The 23209-nt window shown below is 33.3% G+C and carries 26 protein-coding genes; 15 read left to right on the forward strand and 11 right to left on the reverse strand.

What is annotated here, in order from left to right:
* The 6 genes from G7034_RS06305 to G7034_RS06330 all read right to left on the reverse strand — a co-directional run.
* Positions 1-256 (reverse strand): transposase (locus tag G7034_RS06305; protein WP_166399221.1); only part of this gene is annotated, 256 nt, incomplete at its 3' end.
* An 80-nt stretch (positions 257-336) separates the two neighbouring features.
* Positions 337-1044: a hypothetical protein gene (locus G7034_RS06310; protein ID WP_166400122.1), complete on the reverse strand. Its 708-nt coding sequence runs from the start codon at positions 1042-1044 to the stop codon at positions 337-339.
* Between the two features lie 50 nt (positions 1045-1094).
* The gene (locus G7034_RS06315) at positions 1095-1904 is read right to left on the reverse strand and encodes a hypothetical protein (RefSeq protein WP_166400123.1); all 810 of its coding nucleotides are present in this window, start codon (positions 1902-1904) and stop codon (positions 1095-1097) included.
* Positions 1905-2010: 106 nt separating this feature from the next.
* Positions 2011-2775, reverse strand: a complete 765-nt coding sequence (locus G7034_RS06320; protein WP_166400124.1) for a hypothetical protein — start codon at positions 2773-2775, stop codon at positions 2011-2013.
* A 368-nt stretch (positions 2776-3143) separates the two neighbouring features.
* Entirely contained in the window at positions 3144-5402 is a 2259-nt protein-coding gene (locus tag G7034_RS06325; RefSeq protein WP_166400125.1) for a TonB-dependent receptor, read from the reverse strand.
* A 60-nt stretch (positions 5403-5462) separates the two neighbouring features.
* A complete protein-coding gene (locus G7034_RS06330) occupies positions 5463-5867 on the reverse strand; it encodes an HYC_CC_PP family protein (RefSeq protein ID WP_166400126.1) in 405 nt (134 codons plus the stop codon).
* 242 nt (positions 5868-6109) lie between these two features.
* Between G7034_RS06330 and G7034_RS06335 the strand changes: the two genes are divergently transcribed.
* From G7034_RS06335 to G7034_RS06350, 4 genes are read left to right on the forward strand one after another with little or no spacing between them, the layout of a single operon-like run.
* Entirely contained in the window at positions 6110-6670 is a 561-nt protein-coding gene (locus G7034_RS06335; RefSeq protein ID WP_166400127.1) for an L-threonylcarbamoyladenylate synthase, read from the forward strand.
* Between the two features lie 3 nt (positions 6671-6673).
* Positions 6674-8101, forward strand: a complete 1428-nt coding sequence (locus tag G7034_RS06340) for a CCA tRNA nucleotidyltransferase (RefSeq protein ID WP_166400128.1) — start codon at positions 6674-6676, stop codon at positions 8099-8101.
* Positions 8101-9135 carry a COX15/CtaA family protein gene (locus G7034_RS06345; protein WP_166400129.1) on the forward strand — a complete coding sequence of 345 codons (1035 nt, stop codon included), beginning with the start codon at positions 8101-8103 and terminating at the stop codon, positions 9133-9135. The genes G7034_RS06340 and G7034_RS06345 overlap by 1 nt, the downstream gene beginning before the upstream one ends.
* The gene (locus G7034_RS06350) at positions 9132-9641 is read left to right on the forward strand and encodes a plasmid pRiA4b ORF-3 family protein (protein WP_166400130.1); all 510 of its coding nucleotides are present in this window, start codon (positions 9132-9134) and stop codon (positions 9639-9641) included. The genes G7034_RS06345 and G7034_RS06350 overlap by 4 nt, the downstream gene beginning before the upstream one ends.
* A gap of 59 nt (positions 9642-9700) precedes the next feature.
* Here G7034_RS06350 and G7034_RS06355 read toward each other — a convergent pair whose 3' ends face one another.
* Positions 9701-10678 (reverse strand): polyprenyl synthetase family protein, encoded by a 978-nt coding sequence (locus G7034_RS06355; protein ID WP_166400131.1) that lies wholly within the window; start codon positions 10676-10678, stop codon positions 9701-9703.
* A gap of 256 nt (positions 10679-10934) precedes the next feature.
* On the opposite strand from G7034_RS06355, the gene G7034_RS06360 reads away from it, so the two are divergent.
* Positions 10935-11957 (forward strand): T9SS type A sorting domain-containing protein, encoded by a 1023-nt coding sequence (locus tag G7034_RS06360; protein WP_166400132.1) that lies wholly within the window; start codon positions 10935-10937, stop codon positions 11955-11957.
* A 158-nt stretch (positions 11958-12115) separates the two neighbouring features.
* Positions 12116-13561 carry a glyceraldehyde-3-phosphate dehydrogenase gene (locus G7034_RS06365; protein ID WP_166400133.1) on the forward strand — a complete coding sequence of 482 codons (1446 nt, stop codon included), beginning with the start codon at positions 12116-12118 and terminating at the stop codon, positions 13559-13561.
* A 58-nt stretch (positions 13562-13619) separates the two neighbouring features.
* Here G7034_RS06365 and xseB read toward each other — a convergent pair whose 3' ends face one another.
* The 3 genes from xseB to G7034_RS06380 are packed head-to-tail and all read right to left on the reverse strand — an operon-like array spanning position 13620 to position 15423.
* A complete protein-coding gene (gene xseB, locus G7034_RS06370) occupies positions 13620-13862 on the reverse strand; it encodes an exodeoxyribonuclease VII small subunit (RefSeq protein ID WP_166400134.1) in 243 nt (80 codons plus the stop codon).
* A complete protein-coding gene (gene xseA / locus G7034_RS06375; RefSeq protein WP_262886462.1) occupies positions 13852-15243 on the reverse strand; it encodes an exodeoxyribonuclease VII large subunit in 1392 nt (463 codons plus the stop codon). The genes xseB and xseA overlap by 11 nt, the downstream gene beginning before the upstream one ends.
* Positions 15244-15246: 3 nt before the next feature.
* The gene (locus tag G7034_RS06380; protein ID WP_166400136.1) at positions 15247-15423 is read right to left on the reverse strand and encodes a CAL67264 family membrane protein; all 177 of its coding nucleotides are present in this window, start codon (positions 15421-15423) and stop codon (positions 15247-15249) included.
* Between the two features lie 110 nt (positions 15424-15533).
* Here G7034_RS06380 and G7034_RS06385 point away from each other — a divergent pair, with 110 nt between their 5' ends.
* From G7034_RS06385 to hemW, 9 genes are all read left to right on the forward strand, one after another.
* Positions 15534-16037 carry a Spy/CpxP family protein refolding chaperone gene (locus G7034_RS06385; RefSeq protein ID WP_166400137.1) on the forward strand — a complete coding sequence of 168 codons (504 nt, stop codon included), beginning with the start codon at positions 15534-15536 and terminating at the stop codon, positions 16035-16037.
* A gap of 143 nt (positions 16038-16180) precedes the next feature.
* Positions 16181-16738 carry a ClpP family protease gene (locus G7034_RS06390; protein WP_166400138.1) on the forward strand — a complete coding sequence of 186 codons (558 nt, stop codon included), beginning with the start codon at positions 16181-16183 and terminating at the stop codon, positions 16736-16738.
* Complete coding sequence (locus G7034_RS06395) at positions 16722-17192, forward strand: GNAT family N-acetyltransferase (RefSeq protein ID WP_166400139.1); 471 nt, start codon at positions 16722-16724, stop codon at positions 17190-17192. Before G7034_RS06390 ends, G7034_RS06395 begins: the two co-directional genes overlap by 17 nt.
* 1 nt (position 17193) lies before the next feature.
* Positions 17194-17934 carry a M15 family metallopeptidase gene (locus tag G7034_RS06400; protein ID WP_166400140.1) on the forward strand — a complete coding sequence of 247 codons (741 nt, stop codon included), beginning with the start codon at positions 17194-17196 and terminating at the stop codon, positions 17932-17934.
* A gap of 98 nt (positions 17935-18032) precedes the next feature.
* Positions 18033-19547, forward strand: coding sequence for a 2,3-bisphosphoglycerate-independent phosphoglycerate mutase (gpmI, locus tag G7034_RS06405; RefSeq protein WP_166400141.1), 1515 nt, complete (start codon positions 18033-18035; stop codon positions 19545-19547).
* The gene (locus tag G7034_RS06410; protein ID WP_166400142.1) at positions 19548-20057 is read left to right on the forward strand and encodes a TlpA family protein disulfide reductase; all 510 of its coding nucleotides are present in this window, start codon (positions 19548-19550) and stop codon (positions 20055-20057) included.
* A gap of 1 nt (position 20058) precedes the next feature.
* Positions 20059-20472: a BT0820 family HAD-type phosphatase gene (locus tag G7034_RS06415; RefSeq protein WP_166400143.1), complete on the forward strand. Its 414-nt coding sequence runs from the start codon at positions 20059-20061 to the stop codon at positions 20470-20472.
* 4 nt (positions 20473-20476) lie between these two features.
* A complete protein-coding gene (gene map, locus G7034_RS06420) occupies positions 20477-21280 on the forward strand; it encodes a type I methionyl aminopeptidase (protein WP_166400144.1) in 804 nt (267 codons plus the stop codon).
* 91 nt (positions 21281-21371) lie between these two features.
* The gene (gene hemW, locus G7034_RS06425; protein ID WP_166400145.1) at positions 21372-22511 is read left to right on the forward strand and encodes a radical SAM family heme chaperone HemW; all 1140 of its coding nucleotides are present in this window, start codon (positions 21372-21374) and stop codon (positions 22509-22511) included.
* Positions 22512-22577: 66 nt separating this feature from the next.
* Here the strand turns inward: hemW and G7034_RS06430 are convergent, their stop codons facing one another.
* A complete protein-coding gene (locus G7034_RS06430; RefSeq protein WP_166400146.1) occupies positions 22578-23186 on the reverse strand; it encodes a sulfotransferase family 2 domain-containing protein in 609 nt (202 codons plus the stop codon).
* Positions 23187-23209: the final 23 nt, after the last annotated feature.

The following is a 23209-nucleotide window of genomic DNA, read 5'->3' on the forward strand; positions in this document are numbered from 1 at the left end:
CTTCCAACTCAATTTCCTTGTTACTTAAAAGCTTACGCAGTATTCTATTTTCCTCTTCTGCTTGCTTTAATTCTTTGCTACGAGTGTCATAGGTGACTTTTAACCCTGCTTCGCCTTGGCTATCAAATTTCTTCTTCCAACTATAGAAAGTGGCCGTACTGACCTTATATTTACGGCAAGTCTCAACGGTTCCTAATTCTTCAGATGAGGACAGAATTTTTAGTTTCTCCTCTAAACTCCATTTCTTGTATTTCATATCTCAAAAGTAGTATTTTGAAATTTAAAATATCACTCCGAACTTATTGGGGGCTAAAATAAATTCATAAAAGAATTGATTTACCAAACTCTTTTGGTTTCCGCTCTCTCCACCAAATCTCCCAATGCTTCTAAAACCAGAAACTCCCAATCTGAGGCAGAAAATTTAAATTCATAATTTTTATTTATCCGCCTAGAATCAAAGCTTTTGGAAAGGCCAACCGATTTAGCATGATAAATTTGATATGCATCAATTACATAGAGTGCAAGATTTAGTTTGTAGGTGATGTTGTCATGATCAATTCGTTCATTTACATATACAGAGATTAATGGAATGAGTGTTAACTCATTATCTCTAATCGAAGCAATTCTTAACAAATCTTCGTGTTTTACTTCTTGAGGGTCATAAGTTTGTAAGGCGTAGATTTCTGGAAAGTTTTTATTGGTCCAGGTTAGGTTTTCTTTCATTTGAAAATTAGGTAGATGATCATTTAATGCTTTTTTTATGTTAGCGTCAAACTCCTTTAGCGTAAATTCTTGAAACGGTAATCGTTCAAAACTATTCGCCTTTAAACTGATTATTCCCTGAACAAAAACTGTTTCATTAATTTTAATTTGCTCACCTCTTCGCTCTTCCATGACATACCTATTGTCTATTTCATAAAAAAGCTTACTCTTATGGCCAATTCTAAGATAATTGTAAGGGAGCATCTCGTAACTAGCACAACTTGTAAGTAGGTTAGTGAAGATGATGAATAGTAGTAAATGTTTGATTAATGTAAGATTCATAATTCAATGTTTATGTGAATTTCAAACTGGAGTAAATTCGCCTTTAGCATTTAATATTTCTGAATGTTCTCAAAAAGCGTGTGTACCATTGGTTTTAATTTTTTTTGATTGCTAAAATCAGCTAAATCGTAGCTTTCTAGACAATCATATTCAAATTCAAATTCATATTCAAATTCATAATCATAATTACATAAATTCATGTTGAGAATAGTAGCAAATAATAAAACGTCGTTTAGATATACGTAAGTACTTACTTGAAAAGATTTGGATGCATTTGCTTCTTGTTTTAATAAAAATGAAATTACGTTAATCCCACTCTGTTGTGTGTGCTCTTTAATTATGGTATCAAAGGTGTCTTTTTTGAATACTTTAGATGCTTCATTGAAAATTTCGGGTCTAAAAAAACCATCCCATATTGAGTTATTTTCAAGCTCAGTGATTGAAAAATAGTCCTGAACTTGTTGAAAGCCTAATTCGTTTGAAAAATACGACTGTTGAATTACTAATATGTCTTTAGTCAGCTGTGGATTTGTTCCTAGTAAATTTCTGTTTTTTATCCCTTCCTCAAACTGAATACCGTGAAAATATACGGGATAATTTCGCCACTCTTCTTTGAGTACTCCTTGGTTTTTTAATCGCTCAGAATAGTTTACAACACCATTAGTTTCCTCTTCTACAGTTGGATTTCTGTAGGTTTTGCCATACATATTGAAAATATTAGTGTAGTACAATTCAAATGAGCTTAAACCCATTTCATCAATTTTATAAGCATCTCTTGGATTGCTTAAATCAAAAGTTTGTGCAGTTGAGGAAACTGTAAAACAGAAAAGCAAACTTAATACGCTAATTTTAAAAATCATTTTCATCTGTTTATATTTATTGTTTTTTATTGGTCAGATGCGACACGTCTCATCATCCTCCTGTGTGTAGAAGCTTTATATATGCGTGTTTCATTGTTTCCATTTTTTAAAAATCAAAATTATAGCGGATACCAATTACAAATTCGTAGGGATGTTGAAAGTCTAATCGGGCACTTTTGCTTACCTCAACTCCAGGGTCATCAAAGCGAATACTGCTTGTATCTGTCTCATCTTCTTCATCAGGATTATCCTTATTTAAGCGGATTCTTATATCTTCAAAAAAGCTTAAGAAATACTTAGCCTGTACAAACAGATAAAATTGCTCTTTGTATAAATTCACTTCCAAGCGAATAGCTGGTGTGAACACAGCAGATTCTCGCTGAAGTCTTACGCTATTGTATTCCCTAAAACCAACTAATCCACGCCTTATGTTGTAGGAGGCTATTCCTAGTTCAAATGCCGCAAAAAAATCTTTGGAATCATATTTTAAAGCTTGCTGATAACCAAAGTTTAATCCAAAAGATGAAACAAAATCTCTACCTCTTTCTGAAGACTTATTTACTGAATTGTTGCTGTAACTTAAGCCCCAATACCACTTTTCTCTAAAATGAAATAGTGTTGCTATATGGGGACCTCCGCTTAAATTTACTTCTGGAAGGCTTTCGTTAATGACTGGATGATTTGGGACGTCTGCAAAAATTGTGGCTTCTCCTAAATGTGGAGGAATACTTGAATACCCCAAGCTAATACTCCAATTTTTTCCCAAAGGTTCATTCACCGTATCTTTTGTTGTTCCTATAAATCGTTGTGCCTTCATTTGCAAGGCAAAACAAAAAATGGAAAACAACAAAAAAATTGGCTTTAAATGCATAATTAATGAATTGAAAACTATTCAAAGTATTTTCAATTATTATGCAAAAGCAAAAATCTTTTAAAACAAATTTATATCAGTAATTATTTGGAATTACTGGAAAATAAAACGATGATTTTTTTCTTTATGTGAATTAGAAAAATCAAGCATAGCCTAAGCTATGGTTTCTTTTTGTAATGAAACAGAAGGGAAAAAAGGGCGTTTTATTACGTTAATTTCAATTGATAAATGGCATAAAAGTGGTCTAACAAATTGGGGGTATTATACTTCTCCACATGATAAATTAATTTCCTGTACACCACAAAGACACATTAATTATCAAAAACTTAAAAATAACTCTTATCCGATATTAATTTGAGATTTTAAAACTAAAGCGAGTACCTCAAGCCCACATACAACATCCTACCAAAAATTGGCGCATAAATAAGGGATGCATCAAACTCACTTCCAAAAGGATTATCAGCTCCTAAAATGGGGTTTTCTTGTTGATAATTAAATACATTCTCTAAACCTAAATACACTTCAAATTTTTCTGAAAACAATTTGGTGATTTGGGTATTTACTGTAGAAAATGGATTTGAAAATTCAGCTAACTGGTTGGCTTCTGAATTGGAACTGGTAAATGGCAACCGCTGTTTTCCAGTCCAATTATAAGTTGCGTCAAATTTCCAGGTTTTTTCCTCATTTTTATTATTCAACTGGTAAGATAAATTGACAAAAGCACGATTTTCAGGCTGAAGCGGTTGAAAAAGTCGTCCTGAAATAAAATCAGTTTTTACTTGATAATGCTTGTAGGAACCTCTAAAGTTTAAGTGGTCAATTAAATTGTAATTAACATCAATTTGCAAAATATTGGAAAATGATTTTCCTTCTAAATTATAAAAAACCACTTGTTGTGCGCTTTGGTCTAAATCTACTACAACTTGGTTACTAAACTGAGTAGAATAAGCATCGATAATTAACTCTCCACAGCGTTCAAAAATTTCAAAATCCTGTTGAATATTAATTCCAAAGGTCCACGCATCTTCAGCTTCTAAGCCATATATCTTTCCGTTATTCGTTTCATTTGAAGAAGGAATAGTAAAACTTCGGTTACTAGCCATAAAACGTTGATTTTCAGCAAAAACATTTGCTATTCTTCGGCCTCTTCCAGCGGAAGCTTTAATTAATGTTTGATCAAAAAGCTGGTATTTTAAATGCATCTTTGGCAGAGCAAAAACACCTATTTGGTTGTGGTAATCTAATCGAATACCTGAAGTTAAACTCAGTTTATGATTAAATTTATGCGTGTATTCAGCAAAACCTCCTAGGTTATGGTCGGTTCTAGAAAATTGAGACAGGCCTTGAAAATCAACAACTTCTTCAAAGTCATCTCTCATGTACTGAATTCCAGCTAAAAAACGATGTTCGGTTTTAGGTAATAAGGTTTCGTAAGTTAATTTTGAAACCCAATGTTTATGTTCAATATCAAAGCTTCGTTGACCGTAATAAGATTCTTGGTCATGGTACCTAAAAGCAGCCTTAAACTCAAAAAAAGATTTATTTTCCTCAGAGAGTTGATAAAGCCAATCGGTGTCCACATCCATTTTTTGAGTTTTGATTTCTGCTCCCCATACTTCATTACCTAATTGATGTTGGCTTGGGGAAAAACCTACTTCGCCAGATTGCTTCCTGTCGTTTACAAAATTGAGGTTAAGCTGGCCACGCAAGTTCGATTCCTTGGGAGTAAAAGACCATGAATTGAGTAAATTTAGTTGTTCTCCAATGGGACTATCTAAAAACTGATCCTTGTTTCTATCGTTTTCAGCAGTTCTAGTACTTCCATGAATAAATAATGAGGTGTTTAAGTCCTTAGCTACTTTCTGGTTGAAGTGGACATTAGCTTCAAACCTAGCATCTTCAGAAGCAAAAATATTAACAAAAAGCGGCTCCTCAGGATCAGGTTCTTTAAAAGATACATCAATCTGACCAGCAATAGCTTCAAATCCGTCGGCTACGCTATTTACACCTGAGGTAACTTCTATTTTATCAACCCAAGTTCCTGGAATAAAAGCTAAACCAAAGGCCTGCGAAGCCCCTCTTGCTATTGGGAGGGAGTTTTTAGAAGCATATAAATAAGGACTGTTTAAGCCTAGCATATTCACTTGCCTGCTGCCTAAAATAGCATCGGAATAACGCACATCTACCGTAGCATTGGTTTCAAAAGATTCTGATAAATTACAACAAGCCGCTTTTTTAAGTTCGTCTTCGTGCATAATTAACGAATTAATTGTACTTGATTTTTTTCGAAAGGTGGTTTGAGGAACAATACTCAAAACAACTTCTGCAAGGTTTTCAGAAGTACTCAATTCAATAATGTAATCTTGTTGAGTTGAAGTGGCTTCAAACCGATAGGTAGAAAAACCTGAATAACGTACAACAAGATTTTTAGCTTGATCTAATAGAGCAATTTTAAATTCTCCTTCGGTATTTGTGTAAACTTTATAACCGGGGTCTTCTTGCCAGTATATTTCGGCTCCTTCTAATGGAAATTCAAATTCATCTTGCACAATACCGCTGACAAAATCTTGTGCAATTGCGTTGGGTAAAAGGACTATTACAAAAAGTCCAAAAAAAAGTGTTTTCATTTATATCCTATTCATTTCTATTCATAAAAAATTTGTTACATCAAATAATTTAGAAATAGACTAGGCGTACAAAATGTATTTTGAGTAAAGTTTGTATAAAGGTGGTGAATTAGCTTGTTTGCAGTAGAAATAAGTAGTTTTGTGAGTCCTATTCTCACTAAACGCTAGAGCTAACGGCTTAGGTTCTAAAGCTAAAAAAACAAGCGTAAAGTCGCTATTCTCTTGATCTAATAAACGAAAAGAATTCGAAAAAACTTCATCATAAGACTGGTTGTAACAACAGCTTGTAACCTCCTGTTGATGACAGCAGCAAGAAAGTTCTTTTACAAAGGTTTTTTGAAGTTCTAGAGCTTCAACTTTAAGTTTGTGGGGTTCACCATGGCAATAATGAATGCTCATAGCTCCTGAAAAATTGGAGACTAAAAGCAAGACGCTCATCACTAATAAACCTAAGTTTTTAAACATGTTACAAACTTAGTTAATTTTTGGTAAATTTAAACAGACTAGCTTGAATTTTAAATTCACAGAGTCAGTTGAGTTTAAAAAAATGTAGAACCTTATGTATTCTCATTTAAATGCGGACTTTCAAGCTATAAAGAAACCAATAGATAAATTCTTGCATTAATGCTTCAAAAAAGAAGTTTAAAAATACCTATTTTAAAAGGCTAGTTTTTAGTTTAAATGTAAATTTGCAAAAAAACAGCTAGATGCAAGACGAAATCAATGCGTGTATTGATACACTTAAAAAAGGAGGAATTATTTTATATCCCACAGATACGGTCTGGGGGCTAGGTTGTGATGCTACAAATGCAGAAGCTGTTGACCGTTTGTTTGCGCTTAAAAACAGACCAAATAATAAAGCTATGATTTGTTTGGTAAGTGATTTTAAAATGCTCAATCAATACGTTGAAGAAGTTCCCGAAGTGGCTTATGATATTCTTAAATATGCTAATAAACCAACTACTATTGTATATGAAAAACCAATTCGAATAGCTGAAAATTTGGTTGGTGAAGACGATACCTTAGGAATACGCGTACCCAAAAATGAATTTTGTTCAAAGTTAATTAGAAAGTTTAAGAAGCCTATTGTTTCTACTTCAGCCAACTTTGCAGGAGAGCCTACCCCTAAAAAATTTAAATCCATAAGTCAATCGCTAAAAGACCAAGTAGATTACATTGTGAAAAAAGATTTTTCTAAGCCTAATGTTGGTCCCTCAAGTGTAATTAAAATTGGACTTAGCGGCGAAGTGAAAATTTTAAGAAAATAGCTTATGAAGTATTATCAAGAGGCATTAACACACCCCATTTTTGAATATTTAACAAAAGCCGCAGATCAAACCAACCTTGAGTCTTATGTAATTGGTGGTTTTGTGAGAGACTTCTTCTTGAATAGAAAGAAAAAAGACATTGATATTGATGTTGTTGCTGTAGGTAGTGGAATTGAATTAGCAAAAAAAACAGCTCAATTATTACCGCATCAACCAAAAGTTCAGGTTTTTAAGAACTACGGAACTGCTATGTTAAAGGCTTTTGATATAGAAATTGAGTTTGTAGGAGCAAGAAAAGAGTCTTACGCTGAAAATTCTAGAAACCCTGAAGTAGAACAAGGAAGCCTTGAAGACGACCAAAACAGAAGAGACTTCACCATCAATGCCTTAGCCTTACAACTTAATCAAGACCATTTCGGAAAACTTTTAGATCCATTTAATGGGCTAGAAGACTTGCAACAGAAATTAATCAAAACACCTTTAGCTCCTAGCCTAACTTATTCTGATGATCCATTAAGAATGATGCGTGCCATTCGCTTTGCGGCACAGCTTAATTTTAAGATTGAAAATGAATCGCTTGCGGCTATTGAAAGTAATAGTCAACGTCTAAAAATAGTTTCTAAAGAAAGATTAATAAGCGAATTCAATAAAATAATGCTTACTGAAAAACCTTCAAAAGGCATTAAATTAATGCATAAAACTCAACTTTTAGGCCTACTTTTACCTGAACTTACACAGCTACAAGGAATTGACGAGGTTGATGGCCAAACCCATAAAGATAATTTCTGGCACACCCTAGAAGTGGTTGACAATATTTCTAAAGAAACTAACAATCTCTGGTTGCGCTGGGCAGCCTTATTGCATGATATTGGAAAAGCACCAACAAAAAAATTCAGCAAACGAAATGGATGGACATTTCACGGACATGAATACATTGGAGCTAAAATGGTATTTAAGCTTTTCAAGCGACTCAAAATGCCTTTGAATGACAAAATGAAATATGTCCAAAAATTGGTCTTGTTAAGCTCCAGACCTATTGCAATAGTTGATGAAGAAGTCACCGACTCTGCCGTAAGGAGATTAATTTTTGATGCTGGCAATCACTTAGATGATTTAATGATTTTATGTGAAGCTGATATCACTACCAAAAACCCTAAACGATTTAAACGCTACCACAATAATTTTAAAAAAGTTAGATCTAAAATTAAAGAAGTAGAAGAACGAGACCATGTTAGAAACTTTCAGCCGCCGGTTTCGGGAAGTGAAATAATGAAAATATTTGATTTGCAACCCTGCAAAGAAATAGGAATCATTAAAAACACAATTAAAGAAGCTATTTTAGACGGTGAAATTCCAAATGAGTACGAAGCTGCAAAAAAGTTAATGTTTAAAAAAGCAGAAGAATTAGGTTTAACTAAACACGCACACTAATGTATAGAAAATGCTTGAAAATTGCTTTAACTATTATCTACTTAGTCATCATTGCTGGAGGAATAGTAAGAATGACAGGAAGTGGTATGGGGTGCCCAGATTGGCCGAAATGTTTTGGCTTTTATATTCCGCCAACTTCAGAAGAGGAAATTACATGGCAAGCCAATGAAGCTTATTTCAAAGGACAAATAATTGTTTACGAAGAAAGTCTGAAAGTTGCTCAAGCTAATTTTATTTCAGGTAATCAATTTAATCCTGAACAATGGAAAAAATACGAAAAACACTCCTACTCAACTTTTAACGCAACTCATACCTGGATTGAATACATCAATCGACTTTTAGGAGCACTTTCTGGATTAGCTGTTTTAATCATGACGATTTTATCTATTGGAAAATGGAAAGAAAACAAAAAAATTACTTTAGTTTCAACTTTCACTCTCCTACTATTGCTTTTTCAAGCTTGGTTAGGAGCAACGGTTGTATATTCTGAACTCCTACCAATAAGAATCACACTACACATGATTGTTGCTCTACTTATAGTGGCATTACTCATTTATTTATTGAGCATAACAGCGCCAGAAACAAAAAACAGAAAGTTTAATGCTACCTTTAAAAATCTCTTGCTTTTTGGCTTAGTTTTATCCTTAATTCAAATAGTTATGGGTACACAAGTAAGGCAAAGTGTTGACGATTTACTAAGAGAATTAGGCCATGAAGGTAAATCAGTTTGGATTGAAGACCCCGGATTACTTTTTTATGCACATCGAAGTTTTTCTATTCTTGTTGTGCTTGTTAATTTAATGATTTGGTGGTTAAATAAGTCTAAAAAACTAGGCTATGTTTGGACAAACACATTAATCCTCATTATTGGTCTTGAAGTTATTACAGGAATACTCATGTACTACTTTAATTTTCCATTTGGAAGTCAAGCTAGTCATCTTATTCTTGCTGCACTTATGTTTGGTACACAAATGTATATTTGGCTGCTTGCATTAAAAAATAAAAATATTGAATCAAAAATAAACAACCTATGAAAATTTACCGAATAAGAATCATTTTAGATACCATTGAAGAAATTTTTAGAGACATCGAAATACACAAAGAAGATTCGTTGGAAGATTTACATAATGCTATCAATCAATCTTTTGGGTTTGATGGCGGAGAAATGGCTTCATTTTACTTAAGTGATGAAAAATGGAATCAAGGCGAAGAAATTGTTTTATTTGATGTTTCTGACGGAATGAATGAGGTAAAATTAATGAGCCAAACGAAAATAAATGAAGTTTTACACAACAAGAGTACGAAAATGATTTACGTATATGACTTTTTAAGTATGTGGACTTTTTATGTTGAATTGGCTGATGAAATTGCCCCAGAAGAGGCCATTGATTATCCTAACTTAATGTTTGCTCAAGGGCAACTTCCTGATTCTCCACCGGAGAAAAAATTTGAAGCTGATGAATTAGAAGATTTTAATGAATTTGATGATGATTTTGATGAGCTTGACGATAACTTAGGTTACGATGAGCAGTGGAATTAAATCATACCAATTCAAAGAATTAGACACAAACAAAACTTACAAAAAAAGTTGCTTACTGACTATTTTTCGCGATTAATTACGTAATCTATCATTATTTTAAGGGAATTCTTATACTCGCTATCTGGATAATCTTTTAATATTTCTAAGGCTTGGTGCTGGTATTCTTTCATCTTTTTGATGGCATAATCTAGGCCTCCTTTAGTTTTCACGTAATCAATAACTGCTTTTACTCTAGATTTATCTCTATTGTGATTTTTCACAGAATTAATCAACCATTTTTTCTCTTTTGATGACGCCTGACTAAGCGCATAAATTAATGGTAAAGTCATCTTTTGTTCCTTTATATCTATCCCGGTAGGTTTGCCTATTCGCTTTTCGCCGTAATCAAAAAGGTCATCCTTAATTTGAAAAGCCATACCAATCAACTCGCCAAAGTTTCTCATCCTCTCAACATGTACAGAATTTGGTTGAACTGCAGCGGCGCCTAAACTACAGCAAGCAGCAATAAGAGTCGCTGTTTTTTGGCGAATAATTTCATAATAAATTTCTTCAGTAATATCTAAACGTCTAGCCTTTTCTATTTGAAGTAACTCCCCTTCAGACATTTCTCTTACTGCAACAGATATGATTTTCAAAAGATCAAAATCATCATTATCAATAGAAAGCAAGAGTCCTTTAGACAACAGAAAATCACCAACAAGCACGGCAATTTTATTTTTCCAGAGCGCGTTAATCGAAAAAAAACCACGACGCCTATTAGAATCGTCAACCACATCGTCATGAACTAAAGTAGCCGTGTGAATCAATTCAATAACAGAAGCACCTCTGTAAGTACGGTCATTTACTTCTCCATTATTCAACATTTTAGCCACCAAAAAAACAAACATAGGGCGCATTTGCTTTCCCTTTCGGTTGACTATAAAATGGGTGATTTTATTTAGTAAAACAACAGGGGAATTCATGAATAAATGAAACTTCTTTTCAAAAAGTTCCATTTCATGAGCTATGGGTTGTTTTATTTTTTCTACGGTTTTCAAGATTTTGCAAAGATAAGCTTAATTCTGAATAGTAATTAAGTATGCGAAGTATTTAAACTATCTTTAGGTTTTAAATACGTTTTACAATCTTGTAATTAAAAATTAGATAGAATAAAAACTAAAATATGCTTGTATGTGATGAGTTCAAATTTTTTAAAAAAAGACTAGTTTTTAGTTAAGTTAAGTTTAAGAAAAAAATTAAACTATATATTGATTAAATCATTATATTTACACAAAATTTTTAAAAACTCATAATATGAAAAAAATTACTTTTATTTTAAGCATGCTAGTAAGTACTGTTTTATTCGCTCAAAACCCTTTTCAAGCTGATATGGTTTTTGAAACAAGTACAACATTTTGTGCTGGTGATGGAGAAGGAGGTTGTGATCCAGAAAACACTGATTTAGAAACAGAATCTTTTGCAACCATTACAACTGCTGGAACCGATTCATTTGATTTAGATGACATCACTGGAGGGGTTTACCTTAATATATACAATGCCGCAAATCAACCCGCTACAGTGAATGTAAATACTGCAGATCAAACCTTAAGTGTTGATGAATTTGAGGATAATTTTGGGGATTTATTTAACGCTACAGGAACTTACACTTTAGACGGAAATAACGACTTAGTTAGTTTTGAAATAGATTGGGATAATTCATGGGGTGACGCTGGTGTTACAACATATACTTTAATTAACGTAGATAATGCTCCAGAGGCAGCCATTAACCCAGATCCGGCAGACGGATCAACTGTATTCTTAGTAGAAGGTGAAGATCAAGAAGGTAACCCTGTAAATCAATATCAGTTTACTTGGGAACTTCCTGAAGGATCTGACCTAGTTACTGAATACCTCTTTGAATTAGGCGTTGAGCCTGGCGATTACGTATTTGATACTACTTTAGGAGGGCCATCACTATTATTAAGTGGTTTGGCACTAGATTCTACCTATTATTGGAGAGTTACTCCTATCAATCCTGTTGGTGAAGCAACTGGGGTAGTTGAGTGGAGTTTTACTACTGAGCCATCTTTATCTAATGCTCAATTTATCGAAGAAAATGCTTTTGTTCAGTACGTAAACAGCAATAAGTTATTTATGCAAGCTAATGTTAATATAGAAAATGCTCAAATTTTCAATATGGCTGGTAAGCAAGTAGCTACTAATCGTTTCAGTAACAACACTGAAGTAAGTATTGATTTAAACAAGTTGTCTAACGGTGTTTATATTGTTAGAGTAGAAACTGAAAATGGAAATCACTCTTTTAAAATTGTGAAATAAATAGTTTATTACCACAAAAAATAGTTTAAAAACCGTCTCTTTACCGAGACGGTTTTTTTGTTTGAATATTTCTTAATTATTTACTTACATTAACTTTACGAAAACCTTTGAAATAATTAAATTTGCAGCCAAATAATAAACCTATTTACATAACAACTATGTCACAACCAGATTTATACGAAAAAGAGTTGGCGCTGCAAGCTGATAAAAGAAAAGCGGCCGTAAAGTTTATCAAAACTGTCAACGATTTATGGTACGAGAAATCAATTGAATTAGTGATTTTCAAAAACAACTTAATCGATCAAAATGTAAGTGAAATTTTAAACTTACATGATTATGCCGGAAAATTTGTAGGAAAGTCAATTTCTGTTTTTGATACCTCTGAATTAGCTGAAGCTATTTTAAGATTAGACTTGCCGCCTGCCAAAATAGATATTGGAAAACTTAGCTATGAGTTCCATGCCGAAGATTACAATGGTGAAACTACCGATTTTGTTTCTAACAAATTAAAATCAGCACAAAATATGGAGCCTATTCATCCACAAGATGTTGTGTTGTACGGTTTTGGTAGAATTGGACGCTTATTAGCCAGAGAATTAATGGCCAAAACTGGAAAAGGTGCTCAAATGCGACTCCGAGCCATAGTTACACGTGGAGAAGTAAATGCAACTGTTTTAGAAAAAAGAGCCTCACTTTTAAAAACAGACTCAGTACACGGTCTTTTTAACGGAACAGTTGATATTGATGTAGCTAATAAATGCCTTATTATAAATGGCACTTCTGTACACATGATTTCTGCCAACCAACCAGAGGATATTGATTACACACAATTTGGAATTAGTGAAGCGCTTATTATTGACAATACAGGTGCTTTTAGAGACCAAGAAGCCTTAGCAAGACATTTAAAAGCTAAAGGAGCAAAGCGGGTTTTACTTACCGCACCAGGAAAAGGAGTGCCTAATATTGTTCATGGTGTTAATCAAACCGATGTTAATCCAGATAAAGACTTTATTTACTCAGCAGCTTCTTGTACTACAAATGCCATTACTCCTGTATTAAAAGCTATTGAAGAAAGCTTTGGTGTAAAAGACGGGCATTTAGAAACCATTCACGCTTACACCAACGATCAAAACTTGGTAGATAACATGCACAAAAAATACCGAAGAGGTCGTGCCGCTGCTTTAAACATGGTAATTACTGAAACCGGAGCAGGTCAAGCTGTTTCTAAAGCATTACCCGCCTTAGAAGGAAAACTTACATCTAATGCTATTCGTGTACCAGTGCCTAATGGTTCGCTTGCTATTCTTAAACTCAACCTAGAAAAATCAACAAGTGCTGAAGCCATTAATGCCTGCCTAAAAAAATATGCACTAGAAGGAAATTTAGTAGAACAGATTAAATATTCAATAGACAATGAACTTGTCTCAAGCGATATTATTGGTTCTTCTGCACCAAGTATATTTGACAGCAATGCAACACAAGTACACAGCAATGGTACAAGCGCTGTTTTATATGTGTGGTACGATAATGAATATGGATATTCTCATCAAGTAATTAGGTTGGCTAAATACGTTTCAAAAGTAAGGAGGTTTACCTATTATTAATCTACAATTTAATGTAGAAACAAGATAAGGGATTCAAATTAAAATCTGAATCCCTTTTTTAATTTACATCAGCTTCATCCTCATCAACTGTACCTATAGATAAATCATTAAGCTCTTCTAGGGCTCCATTAATCTCTTTTTGGGTACCGTGAAGTTTATTTTTGCAGAACTTAATTAATTCTGTAGCTCGATTGACCTTCTGAAGTAAATCATCTACTTCAACTTCTTCATTTTCAATAAGATTTACAATAGCTTTAAGTTCAATAATTGCTTCTTGATAACTTAGTTCTTTACGACTCATAAACTTTGGTTTTAGTAACACTAGCTTCAATTTCTCCTTCGTACATCTTAATAGTGATTAAATCATTTGATTTAAAATTCTTGACCTCTTTTTCAATTTGATTATTTTTCATCACCACCGCATATCCTCGTTTAAAAATCTGATTTGGAGAATTAAGTTCAACTTTGTTGGCTAGTAAGTTAAGTTCAAACTCTCTTTTCAAATAATAATTTTTATAAAAGTACAAAAGATTTTTTTGCTGAAGTTCAATAGTGGTTTGTGCTTTGTCAAAAATAGATTTTGCTTTAGCGCTAATTATTTTCTTCAAATCTTCAACTTGATGAAGGTTTTTAGACAAAAATACCAAGCTAGATTTATCTAAAAGCAACTGCATATTATTGAGGTTTGAATTTTGTTTTTCTACCTTATTTCTAAGCTGATTATAGATTTTTTGCTGAACCTCTTTCAGGATTTCATTTTCTTGATTCAATATAATGTTGCTTAAGTCTTTCAACTGAAGAGTGAAAAGGTTTAATTCTTCCTTCTGCTGAAGTAATTTTTCAAGGAGAAAATAAGCAGTTTGTGTAGGGGTGATTGTATTTTTATGAGCTACTAATTCGGCAATAGTGGCGTTGGTAGAATGACCAATACCAGTAACAACCGGTAGCGGAAATTCTGCAATTTCTTTGCATAATTCATAATCGTTGTAGCAATTCATGCCCACGTCACCTCCCCCACCTCGTATAATTAAAACTACATCAAACTTCTTTCGCCAGTTATTTTTGATGTATTGTAATTGAGTAATTAAGGTTTTAGTAGCTCCATCGCCTTGAAGTAAAGAAGGAAAAAGTTGATAATTAATAGAAAATTCTTTAGCTTCTTGACGCATCACTTGATTAAAATCAGCATAGCCTTTACTTGTATTGTAAGAGATAATGGCAATGTTTTTCGGAAGTAAAGGAAACTGAAGTTGTTTGTTTAAATCAAACAAGCCTTCCTTTTTTAATCGCCTTATATGGTCATCTTTCTCTTTAGCCATATTCCCTAAAGTAAACTTAGGGTCTATTGCATAAATATGAATTGAAAAACCATAAGTGGGGTGGTAATTAAGTTTTCCACGCAACAAAACAGACATTCCTTCTTGAAGCTCTGTTTTGGCTATAGTCTTAAATTTCTCGTTAATTTTTTGAAATTGTGTGCTCCAAATAATTGATTTTAGCTCCGCCTTAACCTTACCACGCTCACGTTCAACTAAATCGGGAAAACAATGACCTGTTCTCGGGTAAAAGTTAAGTTTAGCAATCTCGGCTTGAATCCAAAAATATCCATTATAGTGTTCAAGAATCATATTTTGAAGACTCTTGGTAATATCCGATAATTTAAAAATTTTTGGAGCTTTCAAAACTTATACTCTTCCTTTTAGCGCATTAAACACCCATGCATTGGCTAAAAAACCAACACCAACAGCACCAAACCCCCAGCCTGCTATTTCTTGGTACCTAAATAAACCTAAAGCGATAAGACCTAAACCAACTATAATCATGATAAATGTAGCCCATGCTAAAACTGTATTTTTATTCATCATTGCCATTTTGTGTAAATTTGTGAACGAGCAAAAATACCAAAGTTTTTTGATTAACAAACTATATTTTTGGCACGGTAATTGAAAAATATGAATACAAATAAAAAACAATGAGATATTTAATTTTATTTGCCCTAGCTATAACAAGTATGTTTAGCTACGCACAAAAAAGACAAATGCAAGAAGTAAATCCTGAAGAAAGAGCACAGGAAAAAGTTGATCGGCTAGATCAAGAGTTAAATTTGTCTGATGAACAAAAAAAAGAGCTAAAAATCTATTTTGTAGAAGCTCAAAAGGAAACAAAAAAAATAAGAAAAAAGCAAGTTAAAAGGCGAAAAGCCGCAAGAGAAAAGCGTGAGCAACTTGAGACTCAACGAGCCGAAATTAGAAAGGTTAGAAAAAACTCTATGGAGGCTAGAAGAAGTGCCACTGAAGAAAAAATGAAATCAGTACTTTCTAATGAACAATATACCAAATGGGAAGAAATAAAGCAGGAACGAAAAGAACGTGTTGCTGAAAAAAAAAGAAAAGGCTTTAGAAAAGGTAAAGCAAAAGGCGAAAAAAATAGAAGCGAAAAAAAAGGAAGAAACCGAGTAAAAGGCCAGCGAAATTAATTTCCAGACTAAACGCCTATAAAACTTCATTAATCCAATTAACCCACATTAAATTGTGGGTTTTTTGTTAATTCTACAACAATTCATTTTTGAAAACTTAAAAATAATTTTACTTTTATCCCGATATTAAATTAAACCAAATTATGGCTACCAAAAAAGGTAAAGTAGAAGATCTGATAGAACAAAAGTTCTTAGAAAATAGAAAAGTATTTTTAAACGGACAAGTAGATGGTAAATCGGCTAAGCATGTTATAGACCGACTCCTTTACTTAGATTTAGAAAGCAATGAAGAAATTGAACTTATCATTAATAGTCCAGGCGGATATGTGACTGATGGTTTTGCCATTTATGACACCATGAAATCCATTAAAAGCCCTGTTGCTACTACGTGTAGTGGTTTAGCTGCTTCAATGGGTTCAATTTTACTTTCCGCTGGCGAAAAAGGAAGAAGATTTATTCAGCCTCATGCTAAAGTAATGATTCACCAACCCATGGGTGGCGCTCAGGGGCAAGCCTCAAATATTGAAATTCAAGCTAATGAAATTCTTAAAACCAAAGAACTAAGCGCACGAATTTTAGCGGATAACTGTGACCAAGAGTTTGAAAAAGTAATGAAAGACTTTAGCAGAGACTACTGGATGGATGCTGAAGAGTCACTGAACTACGGAATTGTAGATCACCATTATGCAGACAAAAAATAATCAAAAGATAAATTTTAAACTCGTAAAACCTGCTGATTGTCTTACACTAAGGCAGCTAGTTTTAAGAAAAAACAAAGCCATTGAAACTTGTATTTTTGATGGTGATCAATTAAAAAGCACCTTTCATATAGGTGCTTTTTTTAATTCACAGCTTATAGGTATTCTTAGTTTAATGCCTTTTAAAAATGACCGCTTCCGCTTAAACAAACAATACCAATTAAGGGGCATGGCTATTCATCCAAAAATGCAATCCAAAGGAGTTGGAAAAGAACTTTTAACCTATAGTTTAAGATTTCTTCAAAACAAAAATATTAACTTGTGCTGGTGTAATGCAAGAGCTAAAGCCGTTAACTTTTATCAAAAACATGGTTTTAATAGCTATGGAGAAGAATTTGAAATTAAAGAAGTAGGTCCTCATTTACTTATGGCTTTTACCTGCTTACCTAATGAATAAAATGAAAAGAAGAAAATTTAATCAATTAATGCTTTCTAGTGGGATAGCTTCAAGCTTTTTTCCTTCTGAAGTTTGGCTGAACAATAAAGAAAAATTTGAATATCTTCTAGGAAAATCTAATTCACACTTGGTTAATTTCGGAAATTTTCAGTTAGAAAAGCAAAGCCTTCAAGCCTTTTTAAAGATGAAGGAAGCTGCTCTTAAAGACCAAATACACATAGAAATAGTTTCAGCTTTTAGAAGTTTCAAAAGACAAAAGGAAATTTTTGAAAACAAATACAAACAATTTCAAACTCATAGTAATTCTACGCTTGAAATCATTAATCAAATTACTACCTACTCCTCTATTCCTGGAACTTCAAGACATCATTGGGGAACTGATATTGATATTATTCAAGCTGAAGTTGATGCCCCTAAAAATGATTGGCTTGAAGAAGAAAACTATTTAAAACATGGCGCTTTTGCTCAACTCTATAACTGGATGCAAGTAAATGCCCATAAATTTGGGTTTTTCGAAGCTTATCCAAATAATCATAAGCAAAGGAAAGGTTATCTTTTTGAACCTTGGCATTACAGTTATCAACCAAAAGCTAAAATCTATCTCCAAACTTATTTAGAAAATAATCTGATTCAAAAAATAAAAAAGGAAAACCTAGTTGGATTAAATGAGCTAGAGCCAGGTTTTTTCAAAAATTACCAAGATCAATTTATCCTTGGAATTAACCAGCAGCTAATACCTTAATGCTTGTAGTGAACAAGTTTTTTGTAAAAAAAAGGAAGTGATAAGGCTAATTAGCAAAGCTTTTATAATTTTAGTACTTTTGCAAACAATACAGTATTATGAACAAAAAAGTTATATTAACTATTTTAGATGGCTGGGGAATTGCCCAGAATAAAAATGTTTCTGCAGTAGATCAGGCGCATACCCCAACTATGGATCAACTCCAAAAAAAATATCCTAAAGCCGCTTTAAGAACTGATGGCTTACATGTGGGACTTCCAGAAGGACAAATGGGGAATTCTGAAGTAGGACACATGAATCTTGGCGCTGGTAGAATTGTTTACCAAGACCTCGTAAAAATTAATAGAGCAGTTGAAAAAAACACCCTTAAAGATGAACCTGAGCTAAAACAAGCTTTTGAATACGCTAAAAGCAAAAACAGAAAGGTTCATTTTCTCGGCCTTGTAAGTGATGGAGGCGTGCACTCACACATCAAACATCTAAAAGGGCTTGTAAAAGCAGCTGATGATGCCGGCGTTCAAGAAAAATTTGTACACGCATTTACTGATGGACGCGATGTTGACCCTAAATCTGGTAAATCTTATATTCAAGATTTGCTACCGCATTTAAAAAAACACAATACACAACTAGCTAGTATTATTGGCAGGTACTACGCCATGGACAGAGATCAGCGTTGGGAACGCGTAAAAAAAGCCTATGATTTACTGGTCAATGCTCAAGGAAAAGCCACCGAAGAAGCCATAAATACCCTGCAAAAAAGTTATGATAATGGGGTTACCGATGAATTTATTAAACCTATACTCATGACTAAAGAAGGAAAACCCATTGCCCAAATTGAAGCAGGCGATGTAGTTATTTTCTTTAATTTTAGAACCGATAGAGGAAGACAACTTACACAGGCATTAACGCAAAAAAACTTCCCCGATTATCAAATGAAAACACTTCCACTTTATTACGTCACAATGACAAAGTATGACGAAATGTTTGAAAATGTTAGGGTAGTTTACAAAAAAGAAGACTTAAAAGCTACTTTAGGTGAAGTACTTTCCGTAAAGGGAAAAACTCAAATACGTGCCGCCGAAACCGAAAAATATCCCCACGTTACTTTCTTCTTTTCTGGAGGTAACGAGACTCCATTTCAGGGTGAAAAGAGAATCTTAGTTAATTCGCCTCAAGTAGCTACCTACGATTTAAAACCAGAAATGAGTGCTTTTGAACTGAAAGATAAACTATTGCCTGAAATAGGAAACGCAAGTGCCGATTTTATGTGCATCAACTTTGCTAATCCAGATATGGTTGGACATACTGGCGACTTTAATGCTGCTGTGAAGGCTTGTGAAACGGTGGACCAATGCCTTGGAGAATTAGTAGAAGCTGCTAAAAAAAGCGGGTATTCTATGCTTGTTATTGCCGATCACGGTAATTCTGAAATGATGAAAAATGAAGATGGAAGCCCAAACACAGCACACACAACTAATCCTGTTCCACTAATTTTAGTCGATGAAAATTTAAAAACTATAAACGATGGAATTTTAGGTGATATTGCTCCCACTATTTTAAAATTAATGGGTATTGAACAACCAGAATTAATGACACAAAAACCACTAGTTTAAATGAAGAATCTAATTGTAATTTTAAGTTTTTTATTAGCCAATCTAAGCCTGGCTCAAGATAATGTAGTTGGCGAAATAAGCCTAGAAGAATTTAAAGAAACTGTACATGCCACTTGGTTTAACCGCTACTATAAGGCCTACCAACCCAATGAAAAAACAATTGAAAAACTAAGTCAACTTATAGGCGAAAGAGAAATTGAAGTTGAAGCTTATTTTGGCACCTGGTGCCCCGATAGTCGAAGAGAATTACCTAGACTTATCAAACTGCTTGACTTATCGGGTTGGGATACTAACCAAATTAAATTGGTAGGCGTTAACCGAAGTAAAGAAATACCAAACGCCAGTAAAGAAGAAATAGAACGAATTCAGCTCAAAATGATACCTACTTTTATTATTCTAGAAAATGGAATAGAGATAAATCGTTTTGTAGAATACGCCACAGAAACCATGGAAAAAGATATTTTACGTATCTTGGAAGATAAGGAATATAAAAACCCTTACCACAATTAATATGATTTCTTCTAGTAAACCTACAATTGCAGTAGATTTTGACGGAACTATTGTAGAAAGTAAATACCCGAAAATTGGTAAGCCAATGATGTTTGCCTTTGAAACCCTAAAAAAGCTTCAAGAGGAAGGCTATGTTTTAATTCTATGGACTTATCGTTCTGGAAAATACCTAACCGAAGCGGTTGATTTTTGTAAAAAAAATGGTGTAGAATTTTATGCCGTTAACAATAGTTTCCCTGAAGAAGAATATAACCCAAATATTAGTAGAAAAATAGACGCCGATATTTTTATTGATGATAGAAATATTGGTGGATTTATTGGTTGGGGTGAGGTACATCGAAAACTTATCGGCCAACAGCCCGAAAAACCTACAAACAAAAAGAGCGTTTTTCAAAAACTTTTCAAAAAGAAATAGGTAAATGATTATACCAAAAACATCAGAACAAATTGAATTAATGCGTGAAAGTGCATTAATTGTTTCCAAAACTTTAGGAATGCTTGCCAAAGAAGTTCAACCTGGTGTAACCACACTTCAGTTAGACAAAAAAGCAGAAGAGTTTATTAAAGACCACCAAGCAATTCCTGGATTTAAAGGCTTATACGATTTCCCAAATACACTTTGCATGAGCCCCAATGCGCAAGTTGTTCATGGTATTCCTAATAACAAACCACTGGAAAATGGAGATATTATTTCAATAGATTGTGGTGCTATTAAAAATGGATATTATGGCGACCATGCTTATACTTTTGAAGTAGGCGAAATTGACATAGAAACCAAAAAACTACTTCAAATTACCAAAGAAAGCTTGTATAAAGGAATTGAGCAATTTAAACTTGGAAATCGTGTGGGCGATGTGGCTTTTGCAATTCAGAAACATGCCGAAAAAAACAATTACGGAGTGGTAAGAGAATTAGTGGGTCACGGATTAGGAACCACCATGCACGAAGACCCTGAAATGCCTAATTATGGAAAACGCGGCAGAGGGAAAAAATTTGTTGAAGGAATGACTGTAGCTATAGAACCTATGATTAATCAGGGAACGAGAAGAATTAAACAACTGCCCGACGGATGGACTATTCTTACAGCAGATGGCCAACCTTCCGCACATTTTGAACACGATATAGCCTTAGTAAACGGAAAACCTAAACTTCTTTCTACCTTTGATTATGTATATGAAGCTCTAGGAATAACCTCGAATGAAGAAGACCCCTTCAGGTTTTAAATGTTCATAAACTGAAAAGGAAATTTTAAATTTAACACAGACGTTTTTTGTATTTGTTCATTTTATTATTGATGTCACTTAAAATCTGCTCATGAGTATTTATATTCACATTCCTTTTTGTAAACAAGCCTGTCATTATTGTAATTTTCATTTTTCAACCTCATTAAAACATAAATCCCAACTAGTTAAAGCTATTTGTTCAGAAATTGAATTAAGAAAAAAAGAGTTGAATCAACCTATCGAAAACATATATTTTGGAGGAGGAACTCCTTCCCTATTAAATGAAGAGGAATTAAATTCGATTTTTGAAGCGATTTTTAAAAATTTTGAACTTGTAAAATCACCTGAAATCACTTTAGAAGCAAATCCAGACGATTTAACTGAAGATTATCTGAAAATGCTTAGTCAAACTAAAGTGAACAGACTAAGTATTGGTGTGCAGTCATTCTTTGAAGAAGATTTAAAATTAATGAACAGAGCTCATAATTCTTCTGAAGCCTTTGAAAGCCTTCAACTTGCAAAAAAGTATTTTTCAAATATTTCTATCGACTTAATTTATGGAATTCCTCAAATGAGTCTTGAAAGATGGGCACAAAATGTTCAACAATTTATTGAGTTAAATCTACCGCATATTTCTAGTTATGCACTCACAGTTGAACCCAATACCGCTCTAGATTACTTTATTAAAAAAGAAGTAATTCCTCCCGTAGATGATGAATTAGCAAAAGTACATTTTGACTATTTAGTTGAAAAACTAACCCATGAAGGCTACGAACATTATGAATTTTCAAATTTTGGAAAACCTAATTACCACTCAAAAAACAATACTGCTTACTGGACAGGAAAATACTATTTAGGAATTGGCCCATCAGCTCACAGTTTTGTTGGTAATGAACGAAAATGGAATAGTAAACACAACATTAAATATATAAATTCAATACAGGCTAAAAACTTACCACTAACTACAGAAAAACTTTCTAAAATTAACCAGTACAACGAGTTGATTATGACGCGTTTGCGTACTCAATTAGGGGTGGATTTAAACGAAATTGAAGCTCGTTTCGGACTTCAATACCGAGCCTATTTGATGGATCAAATTAAGAAGTTTCAAAAAAATGGGTTTTTAATAATTGAGGATGAAACCCTTCACATCACTCCAAAAGGTAAATTTTTATCTGACGGTATTGCCTCAGAATTGTTTTTATTAGATTTAAGCGATATGAAAAGGTGAAGTAATTTAAAGTTGTAAATTTTAAATCAACTACAGTAAGCAGCAATAGGAAACGTGTAACTCAACCTATACGTTTCCTGTTATTTTTTCATAACCAAAAAAGTTAAAATCTTCACCGTATAGCTTATTTACTACTTTATACATCGCCGTATTCCAATCTAATTCAAAGTTGTTTTTACGGGTAGTATTAGCTTTTATTTCCGTATTAATTCCTAGTTTTTCATTCATAAAATCTAAATCAGTTTTTGATTCTAATTTTAGTTTATGAATGTTTTTTCTGTTTTTAAATATTTTTAGTTGTGGATGAAGATGCCTATTGTTAAGATATACTTGTGGTAGAAGCATTATGAATTCTTCAAAAGTAAGTTGACTTAAGCTAGCAACAATTTCTTGTTTAGCGTTTTTAAGGCTTAAGCCTAAAGGTTTTAAAAAAATCTTTTGACTCCGCACCAACTTTTTATCTATACCTAAATCTTTGTTCAACTTATCTCTATAAAAAGATTCTAAACGTTTGTATGGATTCCTGCCAAGCACGTAATTTACCCTAGGTTGGTAAAGCCAAATCAATTCCTCTTTTAATTTCTTTAGCTCAGGTTGTTTGCGAAGTGTACTATACATCACCTTAAAATTTGTGCTAATAATATAATCCTTCTTTCGGTTTTTAAAATGAGGCATAATCCATTAATTTTTGGCAATAT

The sequence above is a fragment of the Psychroflexus maritimus genome (assembly GCF_011089875.1).
GTDB classification, from domain to species: Bacteria; Bacteroidota; Bacteroidia; order Flavobacteriales; family Flavobacteriaceae; genus Psychroflexus; species Psychroflexus maritimus.